The sequence below is a fragment of the Parasphingorhabdus pacifica genome, assembly GCF_054779195.1.
Map to the genome: position 1 here is coordinate 119,866 of NZ_BAAGYS010000007.1, position 25,655 is coordinate 145,520.

27 protein-coding genes and 1 tRNA gene are annotated in these 25,655 nt (G+C 68.3%); 10 read left to right on the plus strand and 18 right to left on the minus strand.

What is annotated here, in order from left to right; genetic code table 11:
* Positions 1-75 precede the first annotated feature (75 nt).
* Positions 76-1,077 carry a septum formation family protein gene (locus ACYVAN_RS09960; protein WP_460958030.1) on the minus strand — a complete coding sequence of 334 codons (1,002 nt, stop codon included), beginning with the start codon at positions 1,075-1,077 and terminating at the stop codon, positions 76-78.
* 142 nt (positions 1,078-1,219) lie between these two features.
* Here ACYVAN_RS09960 and ACYVAN_RS09965 point away from each other — a divergent pair, with 142 nt between their 5' ends.
* The 6 genes from ACYVAN_RS09965 to ACYVAN_RS09990 all read left to right on the plus strand — a co-directional run bounded on the left by ACYVAN_RS09965 (position 1,220) and on the right by ACYVAN_RS09990 (position 7,609).
* Entirely contained in the window at positions 1,220-1,876 is a 657-nt protein-coding gene (locus tag ACYVAN_RS09965; protein ID WP_460958032.1) for a hypothetical protein, read from the plus strand.
* Between the two features lie 6 nt (positions 1,877-1,882).
* Positions 1,883-3,049, plus strand: coding sequence for a glutathionylspermidine synthase family protein (locus ACYVAN_RS09970; protein WP_460958034.1), 1,167 nt, complete (start codon positions 1,883-1,885; stop codon positions 3,047-3,049).
* A gap of 140 nt (positions 3,050-3,189) precedes the next feature.
* Positions 3,190-4,455, plus strand: coding sequence for a serine--tRNA ligase (serS, locus tag ACYVAN_RS09975; protein WP_460958036.1), 1,266 nt, complete (start codon positions 3,190-3,192; stop codon positions 4,453-4,455).
* Positions 4,456-4,571: 116 nt separating this feature from the next.
* Positions 4,572-5,381, plus strand: coding sequence for a CPBP family intramembrane glutamic endopeptidase (locus ACYVAN_RS09980; protein WP_460958038.1), 810 nt, complete (start codon positions 4,572-4,574; stop codon positions 5,379-5,381).
* A 101-nt stretch (positions 5,382-5,482) separates the two neighbouring features.
* A complete protein-coding gene (gene arcA / locus ACYVAN_RS09985; protein ID WP_460958040.1) occupies positions 5,483-6,679 on the plus strand; it encodes an arginine deiminase in 1,197 nt (398 codons plus the stop codon).
* 369 nt (positions 6,680-7,048) lie between these two features.
* The gene (locus ACYVAN_RS09990) at positions 7,049-7,609 is read left to right on the plus strand and encodes a ferritin (RefSeq protein ID WP_460958042.1); all 561 of its coding nucleotides are present in this window, start codon (positions 7,049-7,051) and stop codon (positions 7,607-7,609) included.
* Positions 7,610-7,706: 97 nt separating this feature from the next.
* Here ACYVAN_RS09990 and ACYVAN_RS09995 read toward each other — a convergent pair whose 3' ends face one another.
* From ACYVAN_RS09995 to ACYVAN_RS10065, 15 genes are all read right to left on the minus strand, one after another.
* The gene (locus tag ACYVAN_RS09995) at positions 7,707-8,225 is read right to left on the minus strand and encodes a hypothetical protein (protein WP_460958044.1); all 519 of its coding nucleotides are present in this window, start codon (positions 8,223-8,225) and stop codon (positions 7,707-7,709) included.
* Positions 8,225-8,806, minus strand: coding sequence for a SigE family RNA polymerase sigma factor (locus ACYVAN_RS10000; protein WP_460958046.1), 582 nt, complete (start codon positions 8,804-8,806; stop codon positions 8,225-8,227). The genes ACYVAN_RS09995 and ACYVAN_RS10000 overlap by 1 nt, the downstream gene beginning before the upstream one ends.
* A gap of 211 nt (positions 8,807-9,017) precedes the next feature.
* Positions 9,018-9,977, minus strand: coding sequence for a DUF5926 family protein (locus ACYVAN_RS10005; RefSeq protein WP_460958048.1), 960 nt, complete (start codon positions 9,975-9,977; stop codon positions 9,018-9,020).
* 106 nt (positions 9,978-10,083) lie between these two features.
* Entirely contained in the window at positions 10,084-10,944 is an 861-nt protein-coding gene (locus ACYVAN_RS10010; RefSeq protein WP_460958050.1) for a glycerophosphodiester phosphodiesterase, read from the minus strand.
* Positions 10,945-11,111: 167 nt separating this feature from the next.
* Positions 11,112-11,900, minus strand: coding sequence for a DUF4328 domain-containing protein (locus ACYVAN_RS10015; protein ID WP_460958052.1), 789 nt, complete (start codon positions 11,898-11,900; stop codon positions 11,112-11,114).
* A gap of 122 nt (positions 11,901-12,022) precedes the next feature.
* Positions 12,023-12,382, minus strand: coding sequence for a rhodanese-like domain-containing protein (locus ACYVAN_RS10020; RefSeq protein ID WP_460958054.1), 360 nt, complete (start codon positions 12,380-12,382; stop codon positions 12,023-12,025).
* A gap of 163 nt (positions 12,383-12,545) precedes the next feature.
* Positions 12,546-14,174 (minus strand): solute symporter family protein, encoded by a 1,629-nt coding sequence (locus ACYVAN_RS10025; protein WP_460958056.1) that lies wholly within the window; start codon positions 14,172-14,174, stop codon positions 12,546-12,548.
* Complete coding sequence (locus ACYVAN_RS10030) at positions 14,171-14,524, minus strand: DUF485 domain-containing protein (RefSeq protein WP_460958057.1); 354 nt, start codon at positions 14,522-14,524, stop codon at positions 14,171-14,173. Before ACYVAN_RS10030 ends, ACYVAN_RS10025 begins: the two co-directional genes overlap by 4 nt.
* A gap of 240 nt (positions 14,525-14,764) precedes the next feature.
* A complete protein-coding gene (locus ACYVAN_RS10035) occupies positions 14,765-16,555 on the minus strand; it encodes a sodium/solute symporter (RefSeq protein WP_460958059.1) in 1,791 nt (596 codons plus the stop codon).
* Positions 16,556-16,712: 157 nt separating this feature from the next.
* Entirely contained in the window at positions 16,713-17,129 is a 417-nt protein-coding gene (locus ACYVAN_RS10040; RefSeq protein WP_460958061.1) for a hypothetical protein, read from the minus strand.
* Positions 17,130-17,175: 46 nt separating this feature from the next.
* On the minus strand, positions 17,176-18,021 hold the full coding sequence (locus ACYVAN_RS10045) for a LytR/AlgR family response regulator transcription factor (protein ID WP_460958063.1): 846 nt from the start codon (positions 18,019-18,021) through the stop codon (positions 17,176-17,178).
* A 323-nt stretch (positions 18,022-18,344) separates the two neighbouring features.
* The gene (locus ACYVAN_RS10050; RefSeq protein ID WP_460958065.1) at positions 18,345-19,253 is read right to left on the minus strand and encodes a S49 family peptidase; all 909 of its coding nucleotides are present in this window, start codon (positions 19,251-19,253) and stop codon (positions 18,345-18,347) included.
* 9 nt (positions 19,254-19,262) lie between these two features.
* Positions 19,263-20,663: a sensor histidine kinase gene (locus tag ACYVAN_RS10055; RefSeq protein WP_460958067.1), complete on the minus strand. Its 1,401-nt coding sequence runs from the start codon at positions 20,661-20,663 to the stop codon at positions 19,263-19,265.
* A 55-nt stretch (positions 20,664-20,718) separates the two neighbouring features.
* Positions 20,719-21,570, minus strand: coding sequence for an Fpg/Nei family DNA glycosylase (locus ACYVAN_RS10060; protein ID WP_460958069.1), 852 nt, complete (start codon positions 21,568-21,570; stop codon positions 20,719-20,721).
* A 79-nt stretch (positions 21,571-21,649) separates the two neighbouring features.
* Positions 21,650-22,087 (minus strand): hypothetical protein, encoded by a 438-nt coding sequence (locus ACYVAN_RS10065; protein ID WP_460958071.1) that lies wholly within the window; start codon positions 22,085-22,087, stop codon positions 21,650-21,652.
* A gap of 239 nt (positions 22,088-22,326) precedes the next feature.
* Between ACYVAN_RS10065 and ACYVAN_RS10070 the strand changes: the two genes are divergently transcribed.
* Both ACYVAN_RS10070 and ACYVAN_RS10075 read left to right on the plus strand, forming a co-directional pair.
* Entirely contained in the window at positions 22,327-22,734 is a 408-nt protein-coding gene (locus ACYVAN_RS10070; RefSeq protein WP_460958073.1) for a PPOX class F420-dependent oxidoreductase, read from the plus strand.
* Between the two features lie 185 nt (positions 22,735-22,919).
* Positions 22,920-22,991: transfer RNA gene (locus ACYVAN_RS10075), tRNA-Gly, on the plus strand.
* Positions 22,992-23,132: 141 nt separating this feature from the next.
* Here ACYVAN_RS10075 and ACYVAN_RS10080 read toward each other — a convergent pair.
* Positions 23,133-23,342, minus strand: coding sequence for a dodecin (locus ACYVAN_RS10080; protein WP_460958075.1), 210 nt, complete (start codon positions 23,340-23,342; stop codon positions 23,133-23,135).
* Between the two features lie 200 nt (positions 23,343-23,542).
* On the opposite strand from ACYVAN_RS10080, the gene ACYVAN_RS10085 reads away from it, so the two are divergent.
* A complete protein-coding gene (locus ACYVAN_RS10085; RefSeq protein WP_460958077.1) occupies positions 23,543-24,151 on the plus strand; it encodes a lytic polysaccharide monooxygenase auxiliary activity family 9 protein in 609 nt (202 codons plus the stop codon).
* 206 nt (positions 24,152-24,357) lie between these two features.
* Positions 24,358-24,735, plus strand: coding sequence for an STAS domain-containing protein (locus tag ACYVAN_RS10090; RefSeq protein ID WP_460958079.1), 378 nt, complete (start codon positions 24,358-24,360; stop codon positions 24,733-24,735).
* Between the two features lie 238 nt (positions 24,736-24,973).
* On the opposite strand, the gene msrA is transcribed toward ACYVAN_RS10090, so the two are convergent.
* Positions 24,974-25,636 (minus strand): peptide-methionine (S)-S-oxide reductase MsrA, encoded by a 663-nt coding sequence (msrA, locus tag ACYVAN_RS10095; protein WP_460958081.1) that lies wholly within the window; start codon positions 25,634-25,636, stop codon positions 24,974-24,976.
* Between the last annotated feature and the right edge of the window lie 19 nt (positions 25,637-25,655).

Genomic DNA, 25,655 nt, shown 5'->3' on the forward strand with positions numbered 1-25,655 from the left:
GAACGCGGCTGTGCCCGTTCTACCCGAAACGCCCCGTGCGGTCGCTACCTTCCCGCCCGAGCCGGCTCCACCCGGTCAGCGCGGGTTGTCGGCAGGTGCTCCAGGGGAGACGGTGTCGCTGATCTCCGGAGCGGGTTCCTCGCCGACCCGCACCTCGCCCTTGACGCTGCCGGTGACCGGCGCGAGCCCGCTGCCGTCCGGCAGCTGCGCGCTGACCTTGCAGTTCACCTTGTGCGAACCGGCCTCCCAGCTCTCGGGGGGAACGGTGTCCCAGTACGCGACCAGGCCCTTCTCCTCCACGGCCGTTGGGCTCCCCGCGAACTCGGCGGTCAGTTCACCGCAGCGGGTAGCCAGGAAGTTGTCCTGATCCTCCTCCGCCGGGTACCCGTCGGGGAACTGCGCACCGAGGTCGACCAGACCGGTGATCTCCACCGAATGCGGCTCGGTGCACCGGACCGGCTCCCACACGGCCGTGCCGTTGATGCCCAAGCACTTGCCGACCTGGTAGACGTCGGACTGGTCGAGGTTGGCAACCCGGTCCTCGAAGCGGTAGAGCTTGCCGGACGGCCCCGGCTGCTGCAGGCCGCAGTGCAGCTCGCGGTCGCCGGAGTTCCAGCCTTCCTCGCTCGGGGTGAAGGCGCCGACACTGAACCGGCCGTTCGGATCGAACCCGCCCTGGAGGTATTCCCGCGCCACTCCGGTGCAGTGCTCCTGCTTGAGTTCCTGCCACTGCTCGCTGGCGGGGTACGGCGCTTCCCCCGCGAACTCGGGGCCCAGATCGGCACGCCCCGTGACCTCGAACAAGTGCGGGGAGTTGCAGCGGGCCTGTTCGATGTCGGCCGCGTCCGCCTGCGTCCAGTTCAGGCAGTCCCCGGCCTTGGCTTCGAAGACCGGCGGCGGCGCGGGTGCGGCACCCTCGCCACCGGGGCCGCCCGCGCCGGAACCGTCTCCACCCGTTGGCCAGTTCAGCAGGGCGCTGACCAGCAGGACGAGCAACGCGCCAATGGCGGCGGAGATCATCACGAGCCGGGTGTTCAGTTTCTTCCGGGTCCGGCCGGGGGCTGGGTCGCTGGACATCGTTCTCATGATGCCTTGTCGACCAACGAATTGCCCGCCGCACCATCTCGATTCGGAACCGATACCGGCTTCGTAACGTCACAACGACGCTCTACGCGGGTTGAATGGTCGCGAATGTAGTGTTGCGGCTGGGAGTGGGCACATGAGTGATGGCAACAAGCCGCCGGCCAACGGTGACGAACCGCAGGAATCCGGCGAGAACACCGGCGAACAGTCCGGCGACACCGGCGAACAGCCGGGCCGCATGCGGTTCCAGGACGCGGACACCACGACGCCGCGGGAACCCACGCTGGCCGAGCATCGGGCGCGCATCGCGGCCGAGAAGCGCCAGGAAGAGAAGCTGGCCGAGGCCGAGCGCAAGACGGAGAAGCGTCGCCGCGTGATGGTGGGCGGTGGTGTCAGCGTCGGGGTGGTGGCGCTGGTCGCCGCGTTCTACTCCGGCTCCGCCTACAGCGCCGAGAAGAACGCCGTCAGCCAGTACTGCGCTGCCGAGCAGGGCGGGAACGCCGTGGCGAAGGAAGAGAACCTCTGCGACGAGGAGTACGTCGAGGAGAACGGCGGCTACACCAATGGCGGCATGTTCTTCATGCCGTTCTTCCTGCCGGGCGGTGGCGTCGGCGGATACAACCAGTACCGCTACGGCTACACATCTCCCGGTGCACCGGCACCGACGCCCGGATCGACGGTGTCGAACCCCAGTTTCAACAAGCCTTCCAACGCCACCATCAAGAACTCCAAGGGGGCCACCGTGCAGCGCGGCGGCTTCGGCATCGGCAACAAGAGCGGCAGCGGGAGCTGAGCACGAGTGCGGCGCAGAACTGGACAGCGCAGGCCGGACTGGCGGAGCAAGGTCGAGGAACTCGGCCTGGTGTTCGGTAGCCCGGCACGTGCGGCGGACGGCTCGCAGCAGCCGTACTGGAACGAGTCGGCGCACTACGAGTTCAACCTCGACGAGGTGCTCTCGCTGGAAGCCGACGTGGAACTGCTCCAGTCGATGTGCCTGGAAGCCGTCGACAACGTGATCCTCTCGGAGCGCTACAAGGACTTCGGGATTCCCGAGTGGGTGTGGCCGCACATCGCCGAGTCGTGGCAGCGCAACGATCCGCACCTCTACGGGCGCTTCGACCTGCGCTACGACGGTTCGGGACCGGCGAAGCTGCTGGAGTACAACGCCGACACGCCCACTTCGCTGCTGGAAGCGGCGGTCGTGCAGTGGCACTGGATGACCGAGTGCCACGAGGGCGACGACCAGTGGAACTCGATCCACGAGCAGCTCGTCGAGCGCTGGTCGGAGATCAGCGAGCAGCTCGCCACCAACGACGTGCACTTCACCTGGTCCGGGGCCGACACCAGCGGCGAGGACAACATCACGTCCGCCTACCTGCAGGAGACCGCGGCCGAAGCCGGGATCGACACGGTGGGACTGGCCATCGAGGAGATCGGCTGGGACAGCCTGCTGGAGCGGTTCGTCGATCTCGAAGAGGCACCGATGCAGTCGGTGGTCAAGATCTATCCGTGGGAGTGGATGGTCGACGACACCTTCGGCGAGCACGCGATCAACTCACTGCCCAAGACCCAGTGGATCGAACCGCTGTGGAAGATGCTGCTGTCGAACAAGGCACTGCTGGCGGTCCTGTGGGAGATGTACCCGGGGCACCCGAACCTGCTGCCCACGTTCCTGGATCAGCCCGGGCTGCTGACCGAGTACGTCCGCAAACCGCGGCTGGGCAGGGAGGGCAGCAACATCGCCGTCGTCGCTCCCGGCTGGGAAACCGAGACCGGCGGCGTGTACGGGCACGAGGGATTCGTCTACCAGGCCTTCGATCCGCTGCCCCAGTTCGACGGGATGCGCCCCGCGCTGGGGGCGTGGGTCGTGGGCGATTCCGCCGCCGGGCTCGGCATCCGGGAAACCCCCGGCTTGATCACCGACGACGGCGCCGCATTCGTCCCGCACCGCATTCCCGGCTCCTGACCCCGGCGGTCACCACCGGAGTCCGGCGGTTCGGCTCGCGCGGAGTCCTCGGCCCCGGATTCCGGCGCCGGGCGGGTGGTGCCGGGCGCGGGCATACCCCACACCGCGCACGGCGGGACCGCCCGCTAGGCTGACCAGCCGTGATCGACCTGAAGACGCTACGCGAGGATCCGGAAGCCGTACGTGCTTCGCAGCGAGCCCGGGGAGAGGACGCCTCCCTGGTGGATGCGCTGCTGTCCGCCGACGAGCGTCGCAGGTCGGCGGTCTCCCGCGCCGACACGCTGCGCGCGGAGCAGAAGCAGCTCGGCAAGCAGGTCGGCAAGGCGCAGGGTGACGAGCGCGACGAGCTGCTCGCCAAGGCCAAGGGACTGGCGGCGCAGGTCAAGGAGGCCGAGGCCGAGCAGTCCGCCGCCGACGAGGAGCTGCAGACGACCCAGCTGAAGGTGTCGAACGTCATCGCGCCCGAAACACCGCCGGGTGGCGAGGACGACTACGTGGTGCTCAAGCACGTCGGTGCTCCCGTCGGATTCGACTTCGAACCGAAGGACCACCTGGAGCTCGGACTCGGGCTGGGTGCGTTCGACATGGAGCGTGGCGCGAAGGTCTCCGGCGCGCGCTTCTACTTCCTCACCGGCATCGGCGCCCAGCTGGAACTCGCCCTGCTGAACATGGCGGCGGCGCAGGCCACGGCGGCCGGATTCACCCTGGTGGTCCCGCCGGTTCTGGTGCGCCCGGAGATCATGGAGGGCACCGGCTTCCTCGGGGCGCACTCCAGCGAGGTGTACCGCCTGGAGGAGGACGACCTCTACCTGGTGGGGACCTCGGAGGTGCCGCTGGCCGGCTATCACTCCGGCGAGATCGTCGACGTCGCCGAGCGGCCGCTGCGCTACGCGGGCTGGTCCACGTGCTTCCGCCGGGAAGCCGGTTCCTACGGCAAGGACACGCGCGGGATCATCCGCGTGCACCAGTTCAACAAGCTGGAGATGTTCGTGTACTGCCGCGAGGAGGACTCCCGCTCGGAGCACGAGCGACTGCTCGCCTGGGAAGAGGAGATGCTCGCCAAGATCGAGGTGCCCTACCGGGTGATCGATACCGCGGCGGGGGACCTGGGCGCGAGCGCGTCCCGCAAGTTCGACTGCGAGGCGTGGGTGCCCACCCAGCAGGCCTACCGCGAGCTGACCTCGACGTCCAACTGCACGACGTTCCAGGCCAGGCGGCTGAACACCCGCTACCGGGACGGTGACGGGCCGACCCGCTTCGCGGCGACGCTCAACGGCACGCTGGCCACCACTCGATGGATCGTCGCGATCCTGGAGAACCACCAGCAGGCCGACGGCTCGGTGCGGGTGCCCGAAGCGTTGCAGCCGTTCATGGGCGGCCGGACGGTGCTCGAACCTTCCGCGTGACTTCGCGGCCGGTCGCGGCGTGACTTCGCGGGAGCGTCCCGGCCGGTCACCGCGACGTTCGTCGACGAGCGGGTGCCTCGGTCGGTCGTCGTCCGCACGCGGGTAACGTTCGCCGGGTGAGCTTCCTGCGCGCGTGGTTGGCCCCGGCTCGCCCCGAACTCCCGTTCGCCCCGGCAGGTCCTGCCGACCGCAGGGCCATCCGCATCGAGCTGGCCATCGTGTTCGCGGTGACGCTGGGCATGACCGCGTTGCAGAGCCTGCTTTCGCTGCTCGACGCGTTGATGCGGCCGGACCCGCTGGCCGACCAGTCGGTGGCGATCAACGCGCCGCAGGCCGAACTCGGGCTGCTGGACCTGGCGCAGCAGTTGGTCAACGCGGGCCGGCTGTTCGCGTGGGGGCTGCTGGGCGCTTACCTGCTCTGGCGTGGCGGGATCGCCCTGTGGCGGGTGGGCCTCGACCGTTCCCGCCCGTGGCGGGACGCGTTGGGCGGAATGGGGTTGGCCGCGCTCATCGGTATCCCGGGGCTGGGCCTGTACCTGGTGGCGCACGCGCTCGGGTTGAGCCTGTCGGTGCAACCGTCCACGTTGGATGCGGCGTGGTGGCGGGCACCGGTGCTGACGCTGTCGGCGGTCGGCAACTCCTTCGCCGAGGAAGTCCTGGTGGTCGCCTATCTGCTGACCCGGTTGCGACAGCTCGGGTGGTCGGAGAACCGGGCTCTGTGGTTCTCCGCGGTGCTGCGCGGTGGCTACCACCTCTACCAGGGCTTCGGCGGGTTCGTGGGGAACGTCGTGATGGGCCTCGTGTTCGGGCGGGTCTGGCAGCGCACCAACCGGTTGTGGGCGCTGGTCGTCGGCCACGCCGTGATCGATGTGGTGGCCTTCGTCGGTTACGCACTCTTGCGCGGGCACGTTTCCTGGCTGCCTTGAAGCGCAACGAACCGCATTCCTCACCCCAGCTTGGTTAATGATCGATCGAATCTCCGCGCCAAGGCGGTGAGATTCGATTGTCGCGGCTAGGCTCCGGCAGCGTGAACCAACCACACGTGGAGAACGAGGTCGGACCGCTGCACGCGGTTCTCATGCACCGCCCGGGCAACGAACTCAAGCGGCTCACCCCGCGCAACAGCGACCAGCTGCTGTTCGACGCGATCCCGTGGGTCGACCGCGCGAAGGACGAGCACGACGCGTTCGCCGAGGTGCTGCGCTCCCGAGGTGTCGAGGTGCTGTTGCTCGACGACCTGCTTATCGAGACCCTCGGCGACCCCCGCGCCCGGACGGCGGCGATGCTCACCGCCATCGACGAGCGCAGGCTGGGCACCGAAGTCGCCGACTCCCTGCGCTCGCACCTCTCCGGCATGGACGAGAAGACACTCGCCGAGATCCTCGTCGCCGGGATGACGTTCGAGGAGCTGCCCGCTTCCGAAGGGCATTCGTTGGTCCGCCGGATGCGCCACCCGCACGAATTCGTCCTCGACCCGCTGCCGAACGCGCTGTTCACTCGGGACTCGTCGGTGTGGGTCGGCGACCGGGTGGCGGTAGCGGCGCTCGCGATGCCCGCCCGCCGTCGCGAGTCCGCCCTCACCGACCTGATCTACGCGTACCACCCCCGCTTCTCGAAGTCCGCCCGCGTTTACGGCGAGCATTCGGCTCCGGTCGAAGGCGGCGACGTCCTCGTGCTGGCCCCCGGTGTGGTGGCGGTGGGAGTCGGCGAGCGGACCTCACCCGCCGGCGTGGAGGCCTTGGCCCGGTCGATGTTCGCCGACGACCTCGCGCACACGGTGCTGGCGGTGCCGATAGCGCAGGAACGGGCTTCGATGCACCTGGACACCGTGTGCACGATGGTCGACCGGGATGCGGTCGTGATGTATCCGGCGATCCAGCATTCGTTGACGGCGTACTCGTTGCGTCCGGCGGAGGGCGACCTGGCCGTTTCCGGACCGGAACCGTTCCTCGGTGCGGCAGCCCACGCAATGGGCATCGACCATCTCCGCGTCGTCGACACCGGACTGGATCCGGTGACCGCCGAGCGCGAGCAGTGGGAGGACGGCAACAACACGCTGGCGCTGGCTCCCGGGGTGGTCGTGGCCTACGAGCGCAACGTGGAGACCAACGCCCGGTTGGAGGAAGCCGGGGTCGAGGTGCTCCGGATCAGCGGCTCCGAACTCGGGTCGGGCCGAGGAGGACCTCGATGCATGTCGTGCCCGATCACGCGGGAAACGGTCTGAATCCCGGCTCGCGCGCCGCGGATCTCACCTACCGGAAATACGAGCCCGCCGAGGTTCATCCCAACGCGCCAGGTCGCCCGCTTGACCCATCTCACAATAGTCGATCATCGCGACTCGGGCGCATTGGTCACCTGCGTCCGGGGTCACGTGAAACGCGCGCGCTTCACTCGAACCAGACAAAACATCAGCACCATGACCAGCATGGATGGCCGATTACAAAAGCAACCCTCACCTAATTCAGGGTACCCAAAAAATGCTTAGGGATGCCTAACCAAAAGAAAGGTGAAGGACGCCTAAGAAAGGCTTGAATACCGGCCGCGCGACACACCCATAAATGCGTCCGGATCAATTTACTCGTATATTGAAGACATGGCTGTCACCGCGAAGAACATTCGCCCCAAGGAATCCAAGTTCCACCAGCTGCTGCAGGACCAGGTGCGCAACGAGCTCACCGCCGCGCAGCAGTACATCGCCGTCGCAGTGTGGTTCGACAACGAGGACCTGCCCCAGTTGGCATCGCACTTCTACGGCCAGGCTCGTGAAGAGCGCAACCACGCCATGATGATCGTCCAGTACCTGCTGGACAACGACATCAAGGTGACGATCCCGAGCATCGAAGAGGTCCGCAACGAGTTCAGCGAGACCCGGGAGCTCGTCGCCCTTGCCCTCGAGCAGGAACGCGAGGTCACGGAGGAGATCGTCACGCTGGCCAGGACCGCACGCGAGGAAGGCGACTACCTCGGCGAGCAGTTCCTGCAGTGGTTCCTCAAGGAGCAGGTCGAAGAGGTCTCCCAGATGTCCACCCTGCTCGCGGTCGTCGACCGGGCCAAGGGCAACCTGTTCGATGTCGAGAACTTCCTGGCACGTGAGGACGTCGGCGACGACGGCGACGACCACACCGCGCCCAAGGCCGCCGGCGGCTCCATCTGAGCGTTTCGGGCGCACCGACGTTGGGCACGACGTTCGCACGCGGGTGGCCGGTCGACTCGCGGCCGGTCCTCCTCCACCCGTGCGGGTCGACGCGCGCTCAGCTCGAGGGAACCGCCGACTTCTCGGCCGTCGCCGATGACGTGGGTGCGGCCTGCGAGGTCTCTTCCGGCACGGACGAGCTGGTCGGCGACGTGGACGACGTGGGCTCGGGTTCGGACGAGGTCGGTTCGCGCAGGATCGACGGCCGCTCGGTCTCCGATTCCTCGTCGATGCGCGGCTTCGGCGGCGGCTGGTAGTCGTCGGGAGCGTGCCCTCTCCCCGGCGGGTGCAGCGAAGTCGTCCGCACCTCGTCACTCGGTTCGCTGGTTTCGGTGGTGCTGGTCACCACGGGTGGCGCGGCCGGGGGAAGCCGCCCGCTCGTCTCGTGACCAACCAGTGCGACACCGCCTCCCACGAACAACGAAGCGGTGAGCACACCGCTGACCGCGGCCATCGCGTTCCGATGGTGCCGCCGACGCCGAGCCCCGGCCACCATCGACCACTCCGCACCCGTGCGCACGGAGATGTCGAGCTCCTCGTCCCGCAGAACGCGCCGCAGCTCCTCCTCGAGATCCATCACACGTCACCCGCTTCGGCCAACGGCCCGAGCCGCTTGCGCAACGTGGCCAGCGCCTTGCTGCTCTGGCTCTTCACCGTTCCGCAACTCACTCCGAGGGTGTCAGCGATCTCTGCCTCGGACAGTTCCTCGTAGTAACGCAGGACGACCACGGCTCGTTGCCTCGCCGGGAGGTCCCGCAGCGCCTTCCACAGCGGTTCGCTCTCCAGTCGGTCGCGCTGCTGAATCGCCGGAACGTCCGGAAAATCGGCGATGAGGGTTTCTCGCCGGGTTCGGCGCCAGCGACTGACGTGGGTGTTCGCCATCGCCTTGCGCACGTAGGCGCGAGGATCCTCGCAGTTGCCGCTGACCTTCGACCAGCGGGCACCGACCTTCTCCAGAACGGTCTGGACGAGATCGGCCGCGTCGTGCGGGTTGCCCGTCAGGGCATGTCCATAACGCATCAGCCCCGGAAGGGCTACGCGGACGAACTCCGCGAAATCGTCTTCCGTCGTTGCCATGTCCCCCTGGCGCACCTGCCCCGACCAGCTACCGATCCCCGATTCGCTGGAGACCGGTACTGCGGGCAGTTGTGCGGTCACCGCTGGACTCCCTCCGCGTGCACATCACCACGACGCACACGCTCGCGAGCACCGTTCGGTTGCCACCGCGCGAAATGATCACCCGATCAGCCCAGCAGGTGCGGTCACTCGGCCTGCCGGCCAGTCAGCAGGTGCGGCCAGGGCAGCAGGTCAGGGCAGGGCAGCAGGTCAGGGCAGGGCAGCAGGTCAGGGCAGGCCGGCAGGCCGCTTCTCAGCGCACCGTGATCTGGCGGCCGCGCAGACCGTCCAGCACTCGCCGTTCGGCGGCGTCGAGCGGTTCGGACTCCAACGAATCCAGCGCCGTACCCAGCCGGGCGCCCAGCGCGGCGGCGGGTTCCTCCCACTCGCGCGCGTGCTTCTCCCGATCCAGGTCCCAGACCGGCACCAGCAGACCGTGGGCGCGGAACGAACCGACGAACCGGCTGTCCTCGTCCAACGCCAGCTCCCCGCGCCCGGAAAGCCGTGCCATCGCCGCCAGCAGCTTCTCCTCCGGTTCTGGCCGCACCCACCGCAGGTGGGCTTTCTCGCCCGCGTCCACCCAGTACGCGGACCGCACGCCCGCCGCCTCCAGGCGCTGGGTCGGCATGATCGCCTCGTTCGCCCGTTCCAGGGACAGCGCCACCTCGCCGGTCGGTTCGGTGTCCCCGGGGACCCACCAGGAGAAGTCCTCGTGCAGCTCGGGGTCGAGCTCGGCATCGGGGTCGACCAGATCCTGCAGGCGCACGGGTACCTCACCCGTCCCGGCCGTCTCCGGTCCCACGACCGGCAACGAGGTGCCCGGTTCGGCTTCCCGCACCCATTCGACGGCACGCGCCAGATCGCGACTGATGTCCCCGGACCGCGTCTGCACCTGCAGCCCGACGAAGGCCGCACCGTCGTTGCGCACCATCGCGGCCGCCGCCATCGGCAACACGGTCGCCAACGTGACCTCGGGGCCTTCGCGCAGCGGCAGCTTCACGGTGGCCGAAGGCACGAACTCGCGGAGCGCGACCAACTCGCACTCGGCGGCGAGCCCCTCGAACGGCCTGGTGACGATGACGTTCGCAGCACCACCCGCACGGCCGTGGCAAGCCTTGTACCGCTTGCCCGATCCGCACGGACAGGGCTGCCGTGGCCCTACCTCACCCTCGGCGCGTTGACCCTGGCTACCGGCGGCGTTTCGCTTGGCCACTCCGACCTCTCCTCGCTCGCTGTGACTGCGGAAACACCGACGTTATCGGAGTTGAGGAGCGGAATGATCCGGCGGGGCCGAAGCGGCTACCCGGGCGGAAGGATTTTCATGCCGCCGTGTGTAGCTCGCGTCCAGCGCCGTCCGGAAACCGCGGGCACGCGAGATGCGCCCGGGTGGCCTCGGGGAGGTTCGTGGCCACGTGCTGCACGCCCGCGCGCTCGCACACGTCCACGTCCCCGGCCGCATCCACCGTCCAGCAGTAGGTCTCGTGCCCGTGCTCGGCCGCGCGCGCCACGTACCCGGGATCCTCGCGGAGAAGCCGGATGTCGGGGCCCGCGTGATCGGCCCACGGGGGCAGCGCTCCCGATCGGCCCACCTTGCCGAACCGGTCGAACAGCTGCACGGTCGGGAGCCGGGGCGCGGCCGCACGAACGCGGCGCACGGCCGAGGAGGAGAACGACATCATCACCACCGGCGAGTTCGGCTTGTCGGTGGGTGCGGCCAACCCGTGGCGGGCGAGCAGGGCGACCAGCTTCGCCTCGACCAGCCCGCCGTACCGGACCGGATGCTTCGTCTCCACGAACAGGCGGATCGGACGAGACTGGTCGGCGAGCACGCCGAGCAGCGCGTCGAGGGTGAGCAGGCCGTGCTCAGGGCGCCGAGGCGCGTGCTGCCGGATGCCGGGAGACCGGATCAGCTCGTCCGCCTTCTCGGGCAGCGGCCGATGCCACGCGCCGAAGTCGAAGGCGGACATCGCCGGGACGGTCATCGTGCTGACCACGCCCCGGCCGGTGGAGGTCCGGTCGATCCGCCGATCGTGCAAACACACCAGGTGACCGTCGCGGCTCACCCGGACATCGCACTCGACGGCATCGGCCCCTTGTTCTACAGCTGCCAGGTACGCACCGAGCGTGTGCTCCGCGTGGTGGGCCGAGGCCCCCCGGTGCGCGACGATAGCCGGGGTCACGCGGCCATTATGCGTGCGTTCCCCGGCCGGTCCCCGCGGCGTGCGGCCTGTTCGGCAGTGGGATTCGTCGCACTTCCGCCCCACCCCACCGGGTGCCGGGAGCCCCGGCGGGTTTCAGCTGTGCTGCGGGTTTCAGCTGTGCTGCGGGTGTCAGCTGTGCTGCCGGGTCAGCGCGGCGCCCCGGAAGGCCGGTCGGCGCGCGGTGGACGCGGGGCGTTCCGCACCTCGAGCACCCTCGAGCGGGTCAGCTCGGTCGGGTCGAGCGGGACCAGCAGCCGGGCCAGGTACTTGACCAGCCGGATGCTCGACACGGCGAGCACGACCACCGCCACGTCGTTGACCAAGTGCATCACCACGCCGTCGGCCAGCGCCTGCACCCCGTCCCGGAAGCCCCAGACCAGCGCCAGCCAGCCCGACAGCAGGCACACCGCCCAGGAGGCCCACCACACGATCACCAGGCGGGACGGGATGGGACGGCCTTCGCCGCGCGCACCCTCCCCGATCAGCACGGCGTGTTCGAGTTCGGCGACCGCCGATCCCGGCACGACGAGGTTCAGGCCGGGTACGAAGGCGCCGACGATCACCTGCCAGTGCGGGCGCGCGTTCCGAACTCCGATGCGTTCCGCGGAAGCCTCCCGCGCTCGCACGAACCAGAGCACGACGAACACTGCCGCCACCAGCCCGACCAACCAGGTCAGGCTTCCCGCGGTCGTGACCAGCGCGTCGGAGATCGACAACGGCAGCGCGGGCAACGCCGCTTCCCGGCTGATGAGCAGCAGCACGTAGCGCCAGGCTTCGCCGACGGCGGCCAGTCCGGCCAGTCCGGCGGTCAGCCAGAGAACCGAGATCGTGGCCGGCGTCAGCACCTCGACGCGCTCGACCGGGTCGGCCTTCGGCCGGTTCGGCAGCGCCAGCGGCCAGCGCCACGCCAGCAGCGGGAAGCCCCAGCGGGGCACCGCGGGATACGACGGCGGACCGGTGTACCGGCGGGGAGGGCGGGGGCGCCGACGCGCGCGGGTTCCGCCCGGTGGAGTGGCGACCCACCCCACCGACTTCCTGGGCCCGGGCGGGGGTGTGGTCACAGCACGTACGGCTCGGTGTCGGGATCGTCGTTGACCACCGGACGGCCCGACGCGGACCAGCCGTTCATACCGCGCTCGACGTTGACCGCGTCCCATCCGTTGGCGTTGAGGTAGGCGGTCACCTTCGACGAGCGACCACCGGACCGGCACACGACGAACAGCTCATCCGCCTCGGGCACCTCGTCGAGGCGCTCCGGGATCTCGCTCATCGGGATGTGCACGGCACCCGGGGCGTGTCCCGCCGCCCACTCGTTCGCCTCCCGGACATCGAGGAGTGCGCTGCCCGCACCGGGCACCTCGGAGGGGAGTTCCTCCGGCTGCTTGCCCGGTACCTGTCCATGCATCGGAGTAGTCACACCACGATGCTGCCACGGGCGACGTGGCAGTGGGGTGAGGGCTCCTCGACATCCTTCCGGAACAGCCACGGTGGAGCCTCGGAACCGCCCCGGAACAGCCCTGCGGAACGAAGGCGGCCCGCCCGGCGCACTGCCGGACGGGCCGCCGCGCCCACGGGCGATGTCAGTGCTCGGTGGTCGCCTTCTCGGCGCCTGCGCCGGTCAGCGACCGCACCTCCATCTCGGCGAACTTCTGCTGGTTGAACGGCTCCTTGCTGAAGACCGTGCCGAGGTAGCCCAGCAGGAACGACAGCGGAATCGAAACCAGGCCCGGGTTCTGCAGCGGGAACAGGTCGAAGTCCAGCGAGGGGAACATCGCGTCCTCGTTGCCGGACACGGCCGGGGACAGCGCGATCAGCACGATCGTCACGGTCAGACCGCCGTAGATGCTCCACAGCGCGCCTGCGGTGTTGAACCTCCGCCAGAACAGCGAGTACAGCAGGGTCGGCAGGTTCGCCGACGCCGCGACGGCGAACGCCAACGCCACCAGGAAGGCGACGTTCTGCCCGTTGGCGGCGATACCACCGAAGATCGAGACGACTCCGATCACCACCACGGTGATGCGGGCGACCCGGACCTCCGCCTGCTTGTCGTCGCTCTCGCCCTTCTTGATGACGTTGGCGTAGATGTCGTGCGCGAACGAAGCCGACGCGGTGATCGTCAAACCGGCGACCACCGCCAGGATGGTCGCGAACGCGACCGCGGAGATGAATCCGAGGAGCAGCGGACCACCGAGGTGGAAGGCCAGCAGGGGTGCCGCCGAGTTGACCCCGCCCGGAGCGTTCTGGATCACGTCCGGTCCGACCATCGCGGCAGCGCCGTACCCGAGCACCAGCGTGAACAGGTAGAACAGGCCGATCAGCGCGATCGCCCACACCACCGAACGGCGGGCCTCCTTGGCCGTGGGGACCGTGTAGAACCGCATCAGCACGTGCGGCAGACCTGCGGTTCCCAGCACGAGCGCGATGCCGAGGGACAGGAAGTCGAGCCTGCTCATGGCGCTTTCACCGTACTTCGCGCCCGGATTCAGCAGTTCCTCGCCACCGGCACCCGCCCGGTCGACGGCCGCACCCATCAAACCGGAGAGGTTGAAGCCGAAGTTGGCCAGCACCCAGACGGTCATGACGAAGGCACCCGCAATCAGCAGGGCCGCCTTGATGATCTGTACCCAGGTGGTGCCCCGCATGCCGCCGATCAGCACGTACACGATCATCAGCGCACCGACGACCGCGATGACCAGGGACTGGCCGGTCCGGTCGGTGATGCCGAGCAGCAGTGCGATCAGGCCGCCCGCACCGGCCATCTGGGCCAGCAGGTAGAAGAACGACACCGCCAGGGTGGACAGCGACGCGGCCGTGCGCACGGGTCGCTCCCGCATCCGGAAGCTGAGCACGTCGGCCATCGTGTAGCGGCCGGTGTTCCGCAGCAGCTCCGCGACCAGCAACAGGGCCACGAGCCACGCGACCAGGAAGCCGATGGAGTAGAGGAAGCCGTCGTAGCCGTACACCGCGATGGCACCCGCGATACCGAGGAACGAGGCCGCCGAGAGGTAGTCACCGGAGATCGCGATGCCGTTCTGCGGGCCGCTGAACGCGCGCCCCGCGGCGTAGTAGTCCGATGCCGTCTTGGTGTTCTTGCTGGCGCGCACCACGATGACCAGCGTGATCGCGACGAAGACCGCGAAGATTCCGATGTTGAGCCATCGGTTCTGGCTGACGTCCGTCTGCGCGAGCGGGGACAGTGCGGTGATCACCGGTCTCCTCCTTCGACTCGTTCCCTGATCTGCTCGGCGACCGGGTCGAGGTGGCGGTTCGCGTATCGCACGTAGAGGGCGGTGATCGCGAAGGTCGAAACGAACTGCAGCAGACCGAACACCAGTCCCACGTTGATGTTGCCGACGAGCTTGGTGCTCATGAATCCGTGCGCGTAGTCGGCGAGCAGCACGTACACCAAGTACCAGGCCAGGAACAGCGCGGATACCGGAAAGACGAAGTTGCGCAACCGGCGGCGGAGGTTGGCGAATTCAGGGCTGCTCTGGGCGGACGCCCACGTTTCGGCATCGATACCGGGCCCGGCCGACCCGGTATGGCCCGAAGTGCTCACGGGTTCTCCTCCTGGGAGTCAAGGGGTGCCACGACGTCTTGATCATGGCACCGACTGGCACATCCACAGCACGCTACGTAGCATTCGATCACCAGCGGAAGACCTGAACGGAGTCAAGAGGTATCAATCGGGTGAAGATTCACTCGCGGAAGGCCTACTGACGAGCCGTTCGGGTGTCGTCGGCACGAGCGACCGTCAGCGTGACGTCACCGCCCGGGGGCTCCACCTGCCCGAAACTCGTCACCTCCGGTGGTGCTTGCCCTGCTGCCGCCCTTGCGGCCGTTCGGCGGGCGCCGGCACTCCCGCCGCGCTGTCCTCGATGAACCCCAACCGGTCGGGCGCGTGCATCCGCAACATCACCCGCGACACCCCGGTGGGAACCTGACCCCGGGTGATCAGGCTGACCAGCACCGACGCCAGGAAGGCCAACGGCACGCTCACCAACGCGGGCTGTTGCACCAACCCGATCCACCACGCCGGATGCCCCTCCAGCGCCTTGCCCAACAGCGCGGCGACCAGCACCGAACCGCCACCGGACAACACCCCGGCGGCAGCACCCACCGCTGTCAGACCGCGCCACCACACCCCGAGCACCAGCATCGGGCAGAACGTGGAAGCCGCCATCGCGAACGCGATCCCGACTCCCCGGGAGATGTCCGTACCGACGACGCCGAGCGCCAGTGCGGTCGGCACCACGGCCGCAACCACCGCCACCAACCGGAAATCGGTCACCCGGCCCCGGAACACGTCCGTGGACAGCACCCCGGCCACGCTGATCAACAATCCCGCCGAAGTGGACAACAACGCGGCGAACGCCCCCGCGGCCGTGACCGCACCCAGCGCCCCGCCGAGCCAACCCTGCAGCATGGCGCCCGGCAGCAGCAGGACGGCGGCGTCCGTCTCACCGTTGACCAGCAGCCGCGGCACGTAGAACCGCGAGAGCAACCCGAAGACGGTCGGGAACAGGTAGAAGGTGCCCAGCAGGGCCAACACGTAGAGGACCGTGCGGCGCGCTCCCTGCCCGCTCGGATTGGCGTAGAACCGGACCAGCACGTGCGGCAACCCCATCGTGCCCAAGAACGTCGCCAGAATCAGCGAATACGTCTCCAGCACGTCCCGCAAACCACCGTCCTGCGGACGCAGCCACGACAGATTGTCCGGCTCCGCCCCCGACACCACCGGCACCGGAGCGCCCGCCGGGAATCGCAGTTCGGCACCGGCCGCCACCGGGTACTCGTCCGCCCGCAAGTAGACCGTGCCCGCCCGCTCGAACGGCGCCGCGCCGGACCCTTCCACGACGTTCAACCACACGGGTTCACCCACCCGTAGCCGTACATCGGTCTCGATCCGCACTGTCGTGTCCCGCTCGAACACCGGCGAGACCGGCTCGTCCAATCCCCTGCGGTGCGACGAATCCCCGGACAGGAAAACGACGAACAACGCGAACGCGGGCAGCGAGATGGCGAACAGCTTCACCCAGTACTGGAACGCCTGCACCAGGGTCACCGCGCGCATCCCACCGCTGAGCACGCTGGCCAGCACGATCACCGCGACCCCGACGACCCCGGACCAGTACGGCAGCCCACTGACCGTCGACAGCGTCATTCCGGCACCCTGCAACTGCGGCACCAGGTACAGCCAGCCGATCAGGACCACGCAGACGGTCGCCAACCACCGCAACCGCAACGAGTCCAGCCGCGCCTCGGCGAAATCCGGCAGCGTGTAGACGCCGGAACGGCGCAGCGGCGCCGCGACGAACAGCATCAGCGCCAAGTAGCCCGCTGCGAAGCCGATCGGGTACCAGAGCGCGTCGACGCCGTCCTTGAGGACCAGACCGGCGATACCCAGGAACGATGCGGCGGAGAGGTACTCGCCGGAGATGGCGGCGGCGTTCCGCTCCTCCCGGACCGCTCGCCGGGCCGCCAGGAAGTCCGACGTGGTCCGCGCCGAGCGGGAACCCCAGATCCCGATAGCCAGCGTGGCGAGCGAGATCGCGGCGACACCGCCCAACGCCCAGACGCTCAAGTCCATCTCGTGGTGCCAGCCAACAGGTCGCGCGAACAATGCTCCGTGCTGATCATGCCAAGCGGCGGACCGAGAATCCATCGACTGAACCGGTTCGGCCCCCCGGCGGCGCCGATCCGCGCCGACCGGGGTTCCCGGCAGCGGGCGAACATCCGGATACGCACTACTCCTCGACCATGCGGACGAAGTCGCGCTCGTGACGCTCCGCCGTCCGCGCGCTGAGGTATCCGACCAGCACCAGGAACGGGTACGGCAGGACCCCCATCAGCAGCCACGGCACCCGGACGCCCCAGATGGCGGCATCGCGGAGTCCCGGCACCGCCCAGAACAGCGCGGGAAGACCGCAGAGTCCGACGACCACCACTCCCGCGAGGAGCAGCGAACTCCGCAGCTGGGCCTTCATCAACTGCCGGACGAGAACCTCACCGACGCTGGTCTGCTCCTCCAGCTCCATGATGGTTCTGGTCACCTGCGGGCCGTTGCGGCGGTTCGCCAGCACGACCCGGGTCCGTCGCCGGCGGGAGGAGTCGACACCGCGGCCCCGGATCTCCGGCCACCTGCTGTCCGGCCCCGGGCTCATCGGTCCCCGAACGCGCGTGGCGCGGACCGCCGATCACCGCGTTCCGTCACTGTTCCCAACCCTGCCGTGGAGCTTTGACCAGCCGATCCTTGAGCTCGCGGGTGTGCCGCCTGCTGACCGGCAGCTCCTTGGGCTCGCCACCGCCGAGCAGCACCGAATACCCGGACGAGGACATGCGGAGCTCGCTGATCAGCGCCAGTGAAACCAGGAACGACCGGTGGATGCGGATGAATCCCGCATCGGACCAGCGCTCCTCCAGCTGTGCGAGCGGAATCCGCACCAGGTGCGAACCCTCCGTGGTGTGCAGCCGGGCGTAGTCGCCCTGCGCCTCCACCCATCGCACCGACTTGCGGGACACGAGCTTCGTCGTGCCCGCCAGCTCGACCGGGATGACCTCTTCGTCCTCGGTACCGGTCCCACCAGGGTGAATGGCGGGCAGTTCGCGTTCGACGGTCGGCGCGCTCTGCTCCGCCTTGGTGCGTTCGATCGAACGCAGCGCCCGATCGAGCCGGTCCGGGTTCGCGGGCTTCATGATGTAGTCGAGCGCGCCGACCTCGAAGGCCTCCAGCGCGTTCTCCTCGTGCCCGGTGATGAACACCAGCGCGGGCGGACGTTTGAACGCCGTGAGCACGCGGGCCAGTTCCATCCCGCTGAGCCCCGGCATCGAGACATCGGCGAACACGGCATCCACGATGGAGTCGCCGCCACCGTTCCCGCGAAGCTCGGGGTCGTCACTACGAAGCAGGCGCAGCGCCTCGGCCGCGTCGAACGCCGTCAGCACCCGCCCCACGCGCGGATTGCTGCCGAGCATGTACTTCATCTCGTCCAGTCCGGCCATCTCATCGTCGACGGCCAGCACGACGAGACCCGAACCGTGCTCTTCAGTACTCAATCTAACGCCATACCCTGCCGCGCCCGGAGGCGCACTGTCCACGAACGATTCCGGCTGTCGGGCAGCGGATGAACGATCCCGCACCGTGCCCGCGGTCGACGTGACGCTCGGCGGGAAGATCACGCGAGCCATCTTCGCACCGAAGCCACTCACACCACTCCCCACCGGGAATCGGCCGTGGTGAAATGCGTCACGTCAACCCCCAACCTACGGGCTCTCGGACACGTCGATCACGCGGGGGTGAGACGAACCGCCCGAACCGCACTCCGCCGACCGGAGCCGACCGTAGGCCGAACACCCGTGAGAGAACGTGGACTCGCTGGTCACAGGCCGAAACGGGACCACATCGCGCGCTGTTCCAGCGCATTCACAGCTCCCAGAACCGATTCGGCGGGCGAACCGCCGAACCGCGCGGCGGAAGAGCCGACCCCGAGCCTGGCCAACAACGGCTTGCGCGGTTCCACCGAGACGATATGCGCGTCCGGGAACCGCCCGCGCACGATCTCCCGCATCGTGCCGACACCGTCGACGAGACCCAGCTCCGCGGCCCTGGCACCGGTCCACACCTCGCCGGTGAACAGGTCCACATCGGCGGAGTCCAGCTTGGCGCCCCTGCGCTTCCGAACCCAGGCGGTGAACTGGTCGTGCAGCTGGGACTGAAGGTTCTTCAGCCAGCGCACGTCGTCCTCCTTCTCCGGGCTGAAGGGGTCGAGCCGGACCTTGTTCTCCCCGGCCGCGTACACGCGGCGCTCCACGCCGAGCCGCTCCAGCAGACCGTGCAGGCCGAAGCTCGCGCTGACCACGCCGACCGACCCCACCATGGAGGTCTGGTGGGCGTAGATCTCGTCCCCGGCACACGCCAGCCAGTAACCGCCGGACGCCGCGACGTCCTCACAGAAGGCCAGCACGGGCACGTTCTTATCCGCGGCCAGCTCGCGGATGCGGTCGGCGACCAGCGCCGATTGGGTCGGCGCCCCACCGGGCGAGTTGATCGAGAGCACCACGGCCGACAGCCGCTCGTGGGCGAAGGCCCGCACGAGCGCGCTCTCGATGGTCTGCGTGGAAATCGTGGAGCGGCTGACCGGTGACGGGGTCGGCGTGATGACACCGTGGAGCCTGACCACGGCGACCACCGGCCCACGTTCGGTCCGTTCGGCCAGCTTGGCTGGCAGTTTGGCAGTGAGCTTGTCGCTCAACACGTCGGTGAACTTCTGCGGCCCTTTGTCGTTCATATCTCGACGTTACCGGGTCGGCTGGGCCTCGACCTCGAACTGCGCCGAGGGCTCGTCCACGGCCTGCGGCGGCACCGGCCGCACCCCCGGCGCGAACTTCGGCACCCGCATGATCACCTTCATGCCCGCGTCCTGCTCGGTCTCCACGACGAGCGCGTAATCGCTCCCGAACGTTGCGCGCATCCGATTGTTGATGTTGCCCAGCCCCACGTGCGCACCCGTGAGATGGGCGTTGGCCAGTTCGGCGTCCAGCCGCTCCGGGTCCATGCCCACCCCGTCGTCATCCACGCTGATCAGCGCCTCGGTCCCGTTGTCCTCGGCAACCACCGACAACGTCCCGCCACCGGGCTTGTTCGCCAGCCCGTGCCGCACGGCGTTCTCCACCAGCGGCTGCAGGGCCAGGAACGGCACCACGACCGGCAGCACCTCGGGGGCGATCTTGAGCTGCACCTTCAACCGGTCCGCCCCGAATCGCGCCCGCTCCAGGGTCAGGTAGCGGTCGATGTTGCGGATCTCGTCGGCCAACGTGGTGTAGAGCCCGCTGTTGCGGAAGGAGTACCGGGTGAAGTCCGCGAACTCCTGGATCAGGTCCCGCGCCTGCTCCGGGTCGGTGCGGATCTGCGCGGAGATCGTGTTCAGCGCGTTGTAGATGAAATGCGGCGATATCTGGGCGCGCAGGGCCCGAACCTCGGCCCGAGCCAACCGCTCCTTCGACTCCTGCAGCTCGGCAAGTTCCAGCTGCGTCGAGATGTGGTTGCCCACCTCGCCCGCCGCTCGCAGCAGTCGCTTGCGGTCGCCGTCGGCGATGATCACGAGCGCACCGCGGTTCTTGGCCTCGACCTCCAGCGGCACGACCACCGCGTGCCGCATCGGGCACGGGCGCTGCTCGCAGGCGAGGTCCGCGTGGTCGACGTACTCGCGTTTGCCGTTGCGGAGCGCCTGCTCTATCTGGTCGCGCAGGTCGGCGTAGTGCTGATTGCACTCGCCGTCCCAGCTCAGCAGCGTTCCCTCCGCGTCGACCACTCCGATCGCCTTGCAGGAGAGGAGCTCACGAAGGTGTGGGGCGACCTTGTCCGCCGACTCCTGCGTCATCCCCTCCCGCAGGTAGGGGGCGGCACTGGTCACCCTGTGCAGGGCGAGCAGCATCGCGTCTTCCATCGACGTACTGACTCGGCGGGCTCGGCACAGCATGACGAACATTCCGAGCACGGCAAGTGCTGCGAGCGTGGTCAGCACCGTCCGCTCGGTCAACAACTCGGGCACACCGCAATGATCGCGCCTCGCCGCTTCCGGAAGCAAGAACAGCACGGTCAGCGTGCGATCAGCGTCGCCGAGCGGCAGGCCGTACCGCCATTCGCAGTAACCGGCCCGCATGCCTGCTTGAATGCCGCCCGACGCAGGCGGGGTCACGAGCACCGGGGCGCGCGGACCGTCCGGGCCTACGGCGGAACCGCAGGTCCGCGACCTACTTCAGCAACCGGGACAACCGCCGGTCCGCGAGCGGTTTTCCACCCGTTTGGCAGATCGCGCAGTACTGCAGCGAACGTTCGGCGTAGGACACCTCGCGCACCGGATCTCCGCACACCGGGCAGGGCAGTCCGGTACGGCCGTGGACTCGCATGCCCGAACGCTTCTCGGCCTTGAGCCTGGCGGCGTCCTGCCGGGTGGAGCGCTCCACCGCGTCGCCGAGCACCTCCAGGATGCCGCTGTGCAACCGGTCCACCGAATCGGCGTCGAGCCTGCCCGCGGTTGCGAACGGGGAGAGCTTCGCCAGGTGCAGGATCTCGTCGGAGTAGGCGTTGCCGATTCCGGCGATCAGCGACTGCTCGGTCAACACCGTCTTCAGCCGCTCGGTGCGCCCTTCGAGTATCGCGCCGAAGGACGCCCGGTCCAGCCGCAGCGCGTCCTGGCCGAGCTTCGCGATCCCGGGAACCTCGTCCGGTGCTGCGACCACCCAGGCCGAGAGCTTCTTCCTGGTACCCGCCTCCGTGAGGTCGAAACCGGGCCCTCCCAGGTGCACGCGCAGCGCGATCGGTCCCTTGCCCGGCTTCGGCGGGGCGGATGGGAGATCATCGGACCAGCGCAGCCAGCCCGCCTTCGCCAGGTGCACGACGAGGTGGATGCCGTCGCAGTCGAGGTCGAGGTACTTGCCGTGGCGATCGGCGCCAGTAACCGCCCGCCCGTGCAACGCGCCGATCGGCGGGTCGGCGGTCCGGAGCACGCTGAGCGAGGCGACGTCGATCCGCGCCACGGTGCGTCCGACCGCGTGGTCGCGCAGGTGGTGCGCCAACGCCGCTACCTCGGGAAGCTCCGGCACGACACCAGTGTGCCCGAATTCCCGAACATCGGCGGGCCGCCGACCGGACGGGTCCGGATCGGGCGCCCCGGGGAGTGCGTCACTCGGTCGGCTGCAGTGTGCCGTTGACGTCCGGTTCGGCGTAGACCTCGATGTTCCGCGCCACACCGCTCATCTCCTTGCGCGCGGTCAGCATCCCGCGCACGACGCCGACCCAGCGCTCCGGCCCTTGGTCCTCTTCCGCTCCCGGCGTCTCCGCGATCACCGACCACGGCCTGCGCACCAGCCAGCGCACCGGGAAGAACAGCGCCACGAGGATGAGCGCGAGGACCAGCGCGGTCGGGACGTAGACGCTTTCCGGGGTCCAGAGGACGAACAGCACCGCCAGGAACAGCAGGGTGCCGCCGAGCAGAACGGCGGGCGCGGGCCCACCGCTGACCTCGTGTTCGAAGTCCTCCCCCGCGATCGGGTTGGACCACTCCAGGTTCGCCCGGAGCGTCCACATCCGTCCGTCGGAACCTCGTACCACCCGGTTCATGATTCGCCTGCTCCCTTGTTCTCCGGCCAGGTCCTCCGGCTAGGCAGCCGTGCGATCACCCGAGGTGACCGAACAGTACCGCGCCGGTCACGTCCAACCGCGAGTGAAAGTCACGGCGCCCACCCACATTGTCGATCACGCGGTTCGATCCGACCAGACCGCATGGCCCGATCGGACGCGCGAACTCGCCGGGATCAGCCACACTGTCGGTGCCCTGTCGACTGCCGAAAGGAGTCGGAATGGATCTGGAAACGGCGCGCGGAGTCGTGCGCAGACAGCACCACGCCGTGCTCGCCACGCTGCGGGCGGACGGGACGCCTCAGATGTCTCCGGTGCTCGCTACGGTCGACGACGAGGGACGCGTCGTGATCAGCACCAGCACGGACTCGGCGAAGGTGCGCAACCTGCGACGCCGCGACCACGCGTGGCTCTGCGTGCTGCCGGACGAGTTCTTCGGGCGCTGGATCCAGGTGGAGGGGACGGTGGAGATCGTGGAACTGCCCGACGCGCTGCCGCTACTGGAGGACTACTACCGGCGGATCAGCGGGGAGCACGACGACTGGGAGAGCTACCGGGAGGCCATGCGGAGCGAACAGCGCGTGCTGCTGCGGGTGAGCCTCGTCCGCGCCGGGCCGTCGAACGCCTGAATCCGATGCCCGCGCGGACCGGATGTCGGGCACGTCCGCCCCGGCTTGTACCTCCGAACCCCGGCTTGTACCTCCGAACGTGGCCCTGCCGCCCCCCTTCGAACACGGGCCGAACCATGGGTTAAAGTGGTATCCAACAGCAAGACGGAAACCGGTTCGCAAGCATCGGGTTCCGACAACTGCACGCGGATGTAGCGCAGCGGTAGCGCATCACCTTGCCAAGGTGAGGGTCGCGGGTTCGAATCCCGTCATCCGCTCTCGAGACGAAGCCCCGTCGGTACGCCCGGCGGGGCTTCGTACGTCTCGGCGTGTCCCCGGTTCCCGCCCCAAGGCGCTCGTGTCCCCGGCACTCCCGCCACCGGGCGCTCACCCCGCCGCCACGGTAGCCCGGCCGGGCGTCAGGACTCCAGTTTGAAGCCGATCTTCATCCCCACCTGAAAGTGCGCAGGCGCGCCGTCCTCGATGTGCCCCCGGATCTCGGTGACTTCGAACCAGTCGAGCCCCCGGAGGGTGTCGGAAGCCCGGTGGATGCCTTGGCGTATCGCGTCGTCGACGCCCTGCTGAGAACTGCCGACGATCTCCGTTACTCGATAGACGTGGTCGCTCATGGGTGAAGCGTGCGCACGGTGCGCCTGGTCCGCAATCCGGCGACACACCCAATCGGCGTACGGCTCCCACCCGCATGGCAATTAAGGTCTAGACCAGATTGCGGTTAACTGCAAATGACGGATTAGGAGAAATGGTGCTATTTTCCCCGTACGTGGCCGCGTAATTTTTAGGGCACCTCCAGAGCAAGGGAAGGAGTACCATGCTCACGAACAAGGTGCCAAAAGCGATCGGAGTCGCGCTGCTCGGCATAACGCCGCTCGCCATCCCGTTCTTCACGGCAGGCGTCGCGCAGAGCCACGGATTCACGCAGAGCCCATCGAGCAGGCAGGACGCGTGCGCGCAAGGACTCGTCTCCGACTGCGGTGCGATCCAATGGGAACCGCAGAGCGTCGAAGGGCCGAAGGGATTCCCGAACGCGGGCCCCGCGGACGGCCAACTGTGCTCGGGCGGCAACGGATCCTTCGCCGAACTGGACGACCCGCGCGGTGGCCAATGGCCGACGACCGATGTGACCGCGGGCGAGGACTTCCAATTCAACTGGAAGATCACCGCGGCGCACGCGACGACTTCCTTCCGCTACTTCGTCACCAAGGACGGGTGGGACCCGAACCAGCCACTGACCAGGGCGGCGCTCGAATCCGAGCCGTTCGTCTCGATCGACTACGGCGGCGAGCAACCACCGTTCGAATACTCGCACACGGACGCGATGCCCGCGGACAAGAGCGGCAAGCACATGATCTTCGCGGTGTGGGACATCGCCGATACCGGCAATGCCTTCTACGCATGTTCCGACGTCAACTTCGGCTGACCGGTTCCCGCGCGTGACCGATCCGAGCGTCCCGGAATCTTCTCCACCGGGGCGCTCGATCCATTTATTCGCAACACCGGAGTCGAACTCGGAAATTGCGCCTAAGACAACCGACTCCGAGTCTGGAAATCATTTTCCGGGCGGTAGACTTCACGACGGGACATTCGGACCGGGGACGGTGAACGCCGTGAAGGGGGTTGGTGGATATGGCGGGTTTCGGACCCGCCGATCCGCAACCGGCCGGGCAGCCGCTTCGAATAACGATCAAACGGTGGGAACCGACGATCACTCTCCTGGAAGTGGCCGGCGAGGTCGACACCGTCGCGGCCGCTGAGCTGGCGGAACGGATCACCGCGCAGTGCGATCCGCAGCGGTTCCTGCTGGTCGACCTCAGCGAGGTGACCTTCCTGTGCTCCGCGGGCCTCGTGGTGCTGGTGGAAAGTCGGGAGAGAGCGCGGACGACCGGTGTCGACCTCCGGTTGATCGCCACCCCGCGACCGGTGCAGCGCCTCATCGCGCAGGCAGGACTCGACGGCCTGCCCACCTATCCGACGCTGCTCGCGGCACTGCCCCTGCAACGTTGACCCGCCCTCGCACGCCTGTCGCGAAGCTGCCGCCGATCAGTGCGCTCGACCATCTACTCACTCCCCGATGTGTTCTCGGCCGCGTGCCCTTCCGTGATGCATCGTCGCAGCGCCCTCCGAGCCGGCTCCACTTCACGCATCCGGGTCTTGCGGAACTCCGTCAGCAGCACGATTCGCCTAACCGACGCAATCCGGTACGTCACCCGGACGGCCTGCCACTCAGGACACTTCGGGGTGACTACTGGTCGTCGACGCCCACACCAACCGGGCAAGCCACCCCGGTACCACCGATGCCGCAGTAGCCGTTCGGGTTCTTGGCTTCCGAGAGGTACTGCTGGTGGTAGCCCTCGGCGTAGTAGAAGTCGCGCAGCGGGGCGATCTCCGTGGTGATCCGCCCGTGGCCGGCGCTGTCCAAGGCGGCCTGGAACTGTTCGCGACTCGCTTCGACCGTCCGGCGCTGGTCCTCCGCGTAGTAGATCGCCGAGCGGTACTGGGTTCCGCGATCATTGCCCTGCCGCATTCCCTGCGTCGGGTCGTGTCCCTCCCAGAAGACCTTCAACACCTGGGCAAGGCTGATCACGGCAGGGGCGAACACCACGAGCACGGCCTCGGTGTGGCCGGTCAGGCCGCTGCACACCTCCTCGTAGGTGGGGTTCGGGGTGTAGCCGCCCGCGTAACCCACCGCCGTCGACCAGACGCCCTCGGTACGCCAGAACGCCCGCTCCGCACCCCAGAAGCAGCCCATGCCGACGACCACCGTCGCCATTCCGTCGGGAAACGGTGGGGAGATCCGCCGATCACCGAACACCGCGTGCTTCTCCGGAACGGGCATCGGGGTTTCGCGGCCGGGCAACGCATCGCCCTGGTCGATCAGCCGGGTCTTGTCGCCGAACAGTGCCATGTTGCCGAGGGTACTCCCG